An 8,817-nucleotide genomic window follows, 5' to 3' on the forward strand; every position below is an offset into this window, starting at 1 on the left:
TTTCCTTCAAGGCATGTACCTGCCATCCCATTGTATCAGAAAAAAGAGAGTGCTCCCTTTACCGGAAGAAAGTTAATCGGCCAAAGCCTGCTGCAGATCGGCGATCAGGTCGTCGATATTCTCGAGACCCACCGAGAAGCGCAGCAGACCGTCGGCAATTCCCCGTTCCAGCCGAACTTCGCGCGGCATCGCCGCATGCGACATCATCGGCGGATACGACAAGATGCTCTCCACCGCTCCCAGGCTGACCGCCACAAGCGGCAGCTTTACCCGGCTCAGCAGACGTTTGGCCCGCTCTTCGGAACCGGCATCAAACGAGACCACCGCGCCGTAGCCCGTAGACTGCTTTTCCTGGATTTCGCGTCCCGGATGCTCGGGCAGCCCCGGATAATACACAGCCGCGATGTCTTCGCGTTCCGACAGCCACTGCGCCAATCTGCGGGCACTCGTTTCGCTGCGCTCCATACGCGCTCCAAGCGTCTTCATGCCGCGGATCAGCAGCCAGCTGTCCTGCGGGCCAAGCACGGTGCCAAGCCCGTTTTGCAGCTTCTTGAGCTCTGCGGCCAGCTCCGGCGTGCGCGCTACCGCAAGCCCCGCCAGCACGTCGCTGTGCCCGCCGAGGAACTTGGTTGCGCTGTGCAGCACGATATCGACTCCCTGCTCGATCGGGCGCTGATAATACGGCGTCATGAATGTATTGTCGACCAGCGTCAGCAGATTGTGCGCTTGCGCCCACTCCGCTACCGCGCCCATATCGGTAATCTTGAGGGTCGGATTAGACGGCGTCTCCATATAGACGCCTTTGGTATTCGGACGCAGCGCCGCTTTGATCTGCGCGAGATCGGTCATATCGACGAACGTCGTCTCGATGTTCATCCGGCTCAAGATCGTCGTCAGCAGCCGGTAGGTTCCGCCGTAGACGTCTTCCGTGACGATCAGGTGATCGCCGGCCGAGAACATCATCAGCGCCGCCGAGATCGCCGCCATACCGGATGCGAACGCATAACCGCCGGCTCCGCCTTCGAGCAGCGAGATGTAATCTTCAAGCGCCTGCCGGGTCGGACTGCCGGAACGGCTGTAATCGTACTGCGGCGGGTTGTAAATATCGAAATGGTGGAAGGTCGACGCCTGGTAGATCGGTACGCTTGATGCGCCGGTCGCCGGATCGATCTCCGCGCCGAAATGGATCAGCTTGGTATCGAAATGGCGATTCTTGAGCGCTTGGGCCGCTTCTTCGGGAGTCTGCAGCTGCCGGGGCGCTGTCTGCTCCGGCGCGCGTCCCTGCGGTTGGGCCGTTTTTTCCGTACCGGTCTCCAGAGTGTCGCCGCCGCCGTGCTCGTTATTTTCGTTATGGGCGTTCGTCATATTAAGCTTCCGCTCCTTCCGTCTCGCTGAATGCCGCCTGCAGGGCTCCGCCGAGGTCCGCGATCAGGTCGTCGATATGCTCGATGCCGACCGAGAAGCGCAGCAGTTTGTCGTCGACGCCGATCGCGTCGCGAATCTCCTGCGGAATGTCCGCATGCGTCTGAATCGCCGGATACGTCATCAGCGACTCGACGCCGCCCAGGCTTTCCGCGAACGCGATCAGCCGGATATGGCGCAGAATCGGATCGATCCAGCGGGCGTCTTTGACTTTGAACGAGAAGATCCCCGTATTGCCGCTCGACTGCCGGTTCTGCACATCGTGTCCCGGATGCTCCGGCAGGCCCGGATGATAGACGGCTTCGATCTGCGGATGCTGCTGCAGGAAGCGCGCCAGCGTCAGCGCATTGCTCTCATGCCGCTCCATCCGCAGCGCCAGCGTCTTCATTCCGCGCATCAATTGATAGGAATCGGAAGGACTCAGCACCGCTCCGATCGAGTTGTGCAGGAAAAACATTTCTTCGGACAGCTCTTGGCCCTTCGTGACGATCAAGCCGGCGAGTACATCATTGTGTCCGCCCAGATATTTGGTCGCGCTGTGCACGACAATATCGGCACCGAGTTCGATCGGACGCTGGAAAAACGGAGTCAGCAGCGTGTTGTCGACAATCGTCAGAATCCCGTGCGGTTTCGCCCAGCCGGTGACCGCTTGGATATCGGTAACCATCATCAGCGGGTTGGTCGGGGTCTCGATGAACACCGCTTTGGTATTCGGCGTACGCAGCCGCTCGATCCCTTCGAGGTCGTTCGTATCGACGTACGAAGCCGTAACGCCGAATCGGGACAGGACGCGCTCCAGCAGGCGGTAGGTGCCGCCGTACAGATCAAGCGATACGATCAGATGGTCGCCTTGTCCGAAGAGCGCAAACACCGTCTGCAGCGCGGCCATGCCGGAACTGCAGGCAAAAGCGGCGTCTCCCCCTTCCAGCTTGGCCGAAGCTTCTTCGAGCACCGCGCGGGTCGGATTCTTGGTCCGGGTATAGTCGAAGCCCGTACTCTGTCCGAGCCCCGGATGGCGGTACGCGGTCGAATGGTAAATCGGGAACGTGACTCCCCCCGTATGCGGATCTTCAAGCGAACCGATCTGCGCCAATGCGCTTTCGATCTTGAGCTGTCTATCGTCTGTCATGTCTATTCCTCCTGGCTGAGAGCTTGGATTAAGTGATTCAATTGACGCTTCGATGCTGCACATTCCTGAATTCCGGGCGTATGGAGAGGAGGCGGCAGAAGCCGCGGGCAGCTCTTGGCAAGCTCCGCCCCGAGACCTTCAGATGCCGGCTCCATAGTCGCTGAATTCCGATTCCTTGACCTGATCGAACGGCGTTTCCTGGTACACGTAATAGTTCAGCCAGTTCGAGAACAGCAGATTGGCGTGCGCTCTCCACGAAGACAGCGGCTTGCGGGTCGGATCGTCGTTGGGGAAATAATTTTTCGGAACCGGGATGTCCATGCCTTTGGCAATATCGCGGTCGTATTCCCACTTGAGCGACAGCGGATCATATTCGGAGTGACCCGTGGCGAAGATCTGCTTGCCGTCCTTGGTTGCCACCAAGTAGACGCCCGCTTCTTCCGATTCGGCGAGAATCTCAAGCTCCGGACTGCGCAAAATATCTTCGCGCTGCACATCGGTGTGACGGGAATGGGGAACGAAGAAACATTCGTCGAACCCGCGCAGCAGCTGCACGTTGCTCTTGTTCATGGTGTGCGGGAATACGCCGAAACACTTGTCCGCCAGCGGAATCTTGCTGACTCCGAAATGATGGTACAGCCCCGCCTGGGAAGCCCAACAGATATGCAGGGTCGAGGTGACATTTTGTTTGGACCATTCGAAGATTTGGCGAATCTCTTCCCAGTAGCTCACCTGTTCAAATTCCAACTGCTCGACCGGCGCTCCGGTAATGATCATGCCGTCGAACCGTTTGTGCTTGATTTCGTCGAACGTTTTGTAAAAAGTATTCAGGTATTCTTCGGATGTGTTCTTGGACGTATGCGAACTCGGGTACAGCAGAACGACATCCACCTGCAGCGGCGTGTTGCCGATCAAGCGAAGCAGCTGCGTTTCGGTCGTTTCCTTGGTCGGCATCAGGTTCAAAATGGCGATGCGCAGCGGACGGATATCCTGGCTGTACGCCCGGCTTTCGTCCATCACGAAAATATTCTCCTTAAGCAGTACTTCCATGGCGGGCAGATTGTCGGGCACTTTAATCGGCACTTCGCATTCACTCCTTTTTTCGTTTGGACGTTGATGTCGATCTATCGAGCATTCGGCAGCCGGATAGGGTTTTTCTGTACAAATGGGTACAAAAAAGACCTTTCCGGGCAGGCCGAGAAAGGTCTATATAAGCTAGCTCCTCTCTCATCTGCCAAGTTGCCGGGTGCATCCAAGCGAAACAGGCGGTCCGCCTGTTTCGTCTCGAATTGCACGATGCGCCGCGACGACCAAGGCGCATTGCCTTGTGCCTCGCCTCGGTTCGCACGGTAACTTGCAAGAATTAGCACCGTACGACATAGTCGCCGGTTGCCGGGTTTCATCGGGCTAGTCCCTCCACCTGCTCTTGATAAGATTCCACTGTTCAACCGGATTTTGCGTGCCGGCCGAAGTATTCAGTTGTCGAAATCCCGATGGTTTCGCCGGGATAACTTTAGATTTATTATACACATTTTGTGTATTCAAGCAAGAAGCAGTTTGCAGGGAAGCACCTTTTTCTTCATCTACAGTTTGGTTCCTGCCAAGCCGATAACGTAAGCATAACCTGTCACAAACAAGCCCTTGAAAGGCCTTGTGGCGCAGGGTATACTTAACGAGGGTTTTATGAAAACAATTTGAAAACAAGAGGTGACTTTCAGATGGACGGCGACCCGAGGCCCAAGCGTAAGAGAACGCAGCATGCATCCGACAACCGAAAAAACGGCCGACCGGCGTCACTACCTCCATGTATGGAAGTTCACTGACCGGCCGCCGCCTTAAGGGCTGAACTGCCGTTCAACCGTTTAAGGCGACGCCCGTTCCGGCGACGGCCTGTTTTTTCCTGCGCTCTCCCGCAAATTCGAGACTATTTCAAGACGAGCAATCGTCCCATTTCGAAGGAGTTGAACCGCATGAAAATCCGGCATGTCAAATACGGCGTTTTTACGCTGATCGAAAATGAGAATCTGACCGATACCCTGACCCCTCCCGAAGAAGGCTTTTACTGGATCGATGCCGATCTGGACGATGTAACGCTGCTGCAGCTCACATTCGGCCTGCACGATCTGGCGGTAGAGGATATGCTCGGCGAAGAAGAACAGCGGCCGAAGATCGAAATTTACGAGAACCATTACTTCACCGTCGTCAACAGTATCCGTTTCGACAATGAAGAAATCTTTATGCGGGCCCTGAACATTTTCCTCGGCCGGCATTTCGTCATTACCGTGACCCGGCAGAAGATCCATGAACTGCGCACGGTCAAGCCGATTATGTGGGAAGAAGAAGTCCATACGCCCGACCGCTTCATGTATCTGCTGATCGACCGCGTCGTCGACAACTTCTTCGCCGTCGGCGACCGGATCGAAGACCAGATCGAACAGCTGGAAGAAGATATCCTGATGAATACCAAGCGCACCCATCTGAACGATATTATCGGACTGCGGGCGGAAATTCTCTGGCTCAAAAAAGTACTGGTACCGCAGCGCGAAGTGATCAATATTCTCAACAAAAAAGATCTTCGACTGATCGACGACGAACTGCAGAAATATTTCAGCGACATTTACGAAAACACGGTCAAAGTCTCCGAGGCTTTCGATACGTACCGCGATCTGATGGGAAACCTTCGGGAAGCCTACCAGTCGAGTATTTCCAATCGTGCGAACGAGATCATGAAAGTATTTACCGTGATCACGACGATCTTCATGCCGCTAACCGTGGTCACCGGCATTTACGGGATGAACTTCGACCATATGCCGGAGCTGCACTGGACGTACGGCTATCCGATGGTCATCGCCCTGATGGTCGTGCTCGGATTTACGATGTACCTGCTGTTCCGCAAAAAAGGTTGGCTGTAACGCAGGTTCGGTCTTAGGCATTCTGTGTGACGAATCAAATAAAAGGGCGGTTTGCGCTTCGGAGATCCGAGCGGCGAACGGCCCTTTTTTGTGTTGGGGATATCCCCACCCGCAAATTCTGCGGCGCTTTATTCGCTGCCTGGAAGTCGGACTACCGGGCCGCTCAACCTGCGTTGGTTCCGCGCTTTCTTCCGGCCGATGCCGAAACTTGCGGAGCAATGACCAGCGACGGGGAAGACGCCTCGTCTGCCGGCTCCGAAACTTCCGGCGTTTCGGGCAGGATCGCCGCCTCGGCTTCTCTTCGCTCCTCTTCGCGGCGATAACGGATACGCAGCAGCCGCAGCTGTTCATACAAGATGTCCAGTCCCGGCTCGCTCGGCGGTTCTTCCCCGTATACTTTTTTCAGTACGGGCTTAAGAAAGGAATCGCCCAGTTCCGTATAAGCCTGCAGGGCGGCCAGCCGCTGTTCCTCCGGCATCATCTGCAGTTCGTGCTCGATCACGGCTTCCAGATTGTACCCGTTCTTCTCCAGCGATTCCATCATCTCGATCAGTTCCCTGCGGTCCAGACCGCTGCCCTGGCTGATTTGGGTCAAGGAGGAAACGCCGCCTTTGGAAGATTCGAGCAGCAGCCGCGTGGCCCGGACCCGTTCGGCTTCCCGTTTGAATTTGCGTTCTTTGCCTTTGTAGGTCCACTCTTCGAATTCTTCTTCGTCCAGTCGTCTCTCCACCCAATCCAGCGGAAAAGTATGCGTACGCTCAACTCCTGCGGTATGTTCGAGCAGAGCCGCCCCGTAGCGCTGAACGGTATTTTCTCCGATCCCCGGAAGCTCGCGCAGCTCGTCGAGCGTCTGCGGAAGAAACGCGACGATCAGACGCAGCGCCCGGTTCGTTGCGATCAAGTACGGCGCCCGATGTTCTTCGGTCGCTCTTACCCTGCGCCAGGCGGCCATCCGCTTATATAACTCCTCATCCGTATGCAGCTCGCTGTAGCAGATCAGCTTCTGGGAAAAACGGCCGCGCTGCCCCGATTCGAGAAATTCCTGAAACGTATCGCGGATTACCGGACGATAGCCTTCGGCCAGTTTGATCGCCAGGCGATGCCGGTACACGGCCAGCATCTCGTTCCATACCGTTCCTTCGTACCAGTTCTCCCGCTGCGCCGGTTCCGGGACGTCTTCTTCGTTCCAGCCGCAAACCCATAATCCGCCTTCTTCTTCGATCCATACCTGCGCGGCCTCAACCTCATGCTCCCGTTCGATCTCCATCCGGTTCAAAAACACGATCGTCATCCCAATCCCCGCCTTGTTATCCAAAATTTCAGCCAAAACGCAAAAAAAGCACCTCTCCTACATGGAATGTAAGAGAGGTGCTTCCTCCGCGCTTGTTTGCTGTTGATCCTATAATACCCTTCGCAGGGAATAAGAGTCAAGCCGATTTTGCAGCCGGATTCAGCTCTGCGTTTCAAGCCCTTCCAGACGTTTCGCAAGCGGCCCCCGCCAAGCGTCGGCCAATTCTTCGACAGCCAGCAGACTGCGGATCGCTTCGGCATCGTTTTTGTATTTGTACTTGATTTCATTGGCCCGCATCACCGTCATACCGGCAGGATGGCGCTCCAGCCGTTCGATTCGATCCCCCGCCTGAATGTTTCCTTCCTGCAGCACCCGGAAATAAAAACCGCTGTAGCCGGTCTCCTGCACGACTTCCGGCAGTTCCGGCACCCCGTAGCGCACCGACAGCTTGAAGCAGGGCTGACGCGGCTGGCTGAGCTGCAGGACCGCTTCGCCGATCGCAAACGTGTCGCCGATACAAAAATCTTCTTCCGCCGCTCCGGCAATCGACAGGTTCTCTCCGAAAGCCCCCGGTGCAAGCTTCGGCAGGATACCGTTTTCCCAGAAAGCGAACCGGTCCGTCGAATAGACACAGACCGCTTTGTCGCTTCCGCCGTGATTCTTCAGATCGGCTTGTCCGTCTCCCGCAAACCCCAGCCGGCCCAGATACACGTTCCCTTTGACCGGATTTTTGAAAATCCCCGTTTCGACGGTTCTGCTGCCGTTCGGCACGGATTTCGGCAGACCTACATTTACCGCTACAACGACTGCTTCGTTCATCCGTTTCGCCTCCGTTTCTATTCCATCGATACCCACTGTCCGAATACCAGCGTATTGCTGAGGGCCCGCCCCGCTCCGGTCAGCACCCGGCCGTTGGCATACAGGGCGGAAGAAGCTCCTCCGTCCAGATTCATTGCCTGCTTCGCGCCCATTTTCTGCATCACCTGCGCCCACTGATTCATCGTTGCGCCTCCGATCGTCGCAAGCATAACCGAACCGTCCGGCATGATCGCAATCCCGCTGCGCGCACCCGAAGCCGTGAGAATCTTGGGATCGTTGAATCCTTCGCCTTTTGCGTCGAGCGATACTTTCGCGTCTTTGACGAGGCGCGGACCCGCGCCGACCGATGTGACGACATCGTCCCAGGGAATCGTTTGGTTGGCCGCATTTTGATACGCGATATTCATTTCCACGGTCGAACCCACTTCGAAGCGGCCGGCATTGTTTTGTTCCGAACCGTGATAGACCAGCACATAACCGTCGGACGGAATCGCAGTGTTGGCATTCGCCGCTTTTTGGACGACTTTGTTCTGACGGATCGTCACTGCGGTGCCGCCGCTGAATCCGACCCGGGCTCCGCGTGCCGAATTATACATCAATACAACATCCTGCCCGGCTTCCGGAGTCCGATTGACGAAGGTTGCATACCAGCCGGACGTTTTGCTTTTGCCCGCCTTATCCGGTCGGCTGACGACTTTCCCGGTGATTTTGGCACGCAGCGAGTCCATGAGTACGGTGCCGTCTTTTTTGAAGCCGATACTTGTGCCGTAATAGCCCGTGTGCACGATCTGTCCTTTGGAGATCAAAGTTCCGTAAGGATCGGCCGGGCCTCCGTAAGAGTTGAAAAACGCTCCGTTGATCGCCGCGGTCGCTTTGCTGCTTGTGATGATCGAAGCGAAGCTCTGGGTCTGCCCGACCTGTCCTTGAGCCAGTCCGAGTGCCGCTTTCGTGCCTTTGGGAATCGTGACCGTCTGCACGCTGTACGTTCGACCCGACACCGATACTTTGCGTACGCTCGTCGTAATCGACGCCGCCGCTTCGGCCCGGTTATCCCCCGCCAGACCGAATATTCCCGATACCGCCAGCACCCCCGCCAGCAGCATCATTCCCCATTTTTTGCTTTTCATCCTGAACCTTCTCCCTAGAACATTTTGCATTGATGTTTGGTCTTGGCTGCCTGCTTTCTTTAATTTAGCGATGGAGGATGCTTTTTCCTGCTTGACGGGGAGGGAAAAGTTTCGGCT

At 56.3% G+C, this 8,817-nt stretch carries 7 protein-coding genes and 1 riboswitch; of the genes, 1 reads left to right on the forward strand and 6 read right to left on the reverse strand.

The genetic code is table 11. The features are described 5' to 3' along the window. Positions 1-72: 72 nt before the first annotated feature. The 3 genes from HRQ60_RS09490 to metA form a co-directional block, all read right to left on the reverse strand. Positions 73-1,365 carry a trans-sulfuration enzyme family protein gene (locus tag HRQ60_RS09490; protein ID WP_246281246.1) on the reverse strand — a complete coding sequence of 431 codons (1,293 nt, stop codon included), beginning with the start codon at positions 1,363-1,365 and terminating at the stop codon, positions 73-75. A gap of 1 nt (position 1,366) precedes the next feature. Next, positions 1,367-2,551 (reverse strand): PLP-dependent transferase, encoded by a 1,185-nt coding sequence (locus tag HRQ60_RS09495; RefSeq protein ID WP_172195567.1) that lies wholly within the window; start codon positions 2,549-2,551, stop codon positions 1,367-1,369. 138 nt (positions 2,552-2,689) lie between these two features. Further along, entirely contained in the window at positions 2,690-3,634 is a 945-nt protein-coding gene (metA, locus tag HRQ60_RS09500) for a homoserine O-acetyltransferase MetA (RefSeq protein WP_172195568.1), read from the reverse strand. Positions 3,635-3,880: 246 nt separating this feature from the next. Beyond that, a riboswitch (SAM riboswitch) is annotated at positions 3,881-3,987 on the reverse strand. A gap of 534 nt (positions 3,988-4,521) precedes the next feature. Between metA and corA the strand changes: the two genes are divergently transcribed. Continuing rightward, positions 4,522-5,463 (forward strand): magnesium/cobalt transporter CorA, encoded by a 942-nt coding sequence (corA, locus tag HRQ60_RS09505; protein WP_172195569.1) that lies wholly within the window; start codon positions 4,522-4,524, stop codon positions 5,461-5,463. Between the two features lie 163 nt (positions 5,464-5,626). Here corA and HRQ60_RS09510 read toward each other — a convergent pair whose 3' ends face one another. The 3 genes from HRQ60_RS09510 to HRQ60_RS09520 all read right to left on the reverse strand — a co-directional run bounded on the left by HRQ60_RS09510 (position 5,627) and on the right by HRQ60_RS09520 (position 8,700). Beyond that, the gene (locus HRQ60_RS09510) at positions 5,627-6,754 is read right to left on the reverse strand and encodes an HRDC domain-containing protein (RefSeq protein WP_172195570.1); all 1,128 of its coding nucleotides are present in this window, start codon (positions 6,752-6,754) and stop codon (positions 5,627-5,629) included. Positions 6,755-6,913: 159 nt separating this feature from the next. Next, positions 6,914-7,573 (reverse strand): MOSC domain-containing protein, encoded by a 660-nt coding sequence (locus HRQ60_RS09515; protein WP_172195571.1) that lies wholly within the window; start codon positions 7,571-7,573, stop codon positions 6,914-6,916. Positions 7,574-7,590: 17 nt separating this feature from the next. Beyond that, positions 7,591-8,700: a phosphodiester glycosidase family protein gene (locus HRQ60_RS09520; RefSeq protein WP_172195572.1), complete on the reverse strand. Its 1,110-nt coding sequence runs from the start codon at positions 8,698-8,700 to the stop codon at positions 7,591-7,593. Positions 8,701-8,817 lie beyond the last annotated feature (117 nt).

Origin of the sequence: Saccharibacillus qingshengii (genome assembly GCF_013185195.1) — a bacterium.
GTDB lineage: Bacteria > Bacillota > Bacilli > Paenibacillales > Paenibacillaceae > Saccharibacillus > Saccharibacillus qingshengii.

Excerpts from the sequence above, each read along its gene's own strand:
- corA (WP_172195569.1), top strand. The coding sequence starts at position 4,522 with ATGAAAATCCGGCATGTCAAATACGGCGTTTTTACGCTGATCGAAAAT.
- HRQ60_RS09510 (WP_172195570.1), bottom strand. The coding sequence starts at position 6,754 with ATGACGATCGTGTTTTTGAACCGGATGGAGATCGAACGGGAGCATGAG.
- HRQ60_RS09515 (WP_172195571.1), bottom strand. The coding sequence starts at position 7,573 with ATGAACGAAGCAGTCGTTGTAGCGGTAAATGTAGGTCTGCCGAAATCC.
- HRQ60_RS09495 (WP_172195567.1), bottom strand. The coding sequence starts at position 2,551 with ATGACAGACGATAGACAGCTCAAGATCGAAAGCGCATTGGCGCAGATC.
- HRQ60_RS09520 (WP_172195572.1), bottom strand. The coding sequence starts at position 8,700 with ATGAAAAGCAAAAAATGGGGAATGATGCTGCTGGCGGGGGTGCTGGCG.
- HRQ60_RS09490 (WP_246281246.1), bottom strand. The coding sequence starts at position 1,365 with ATGACGAACGCCCATAACGAAAATAACGAGCACGGCGGCGGCGACACT.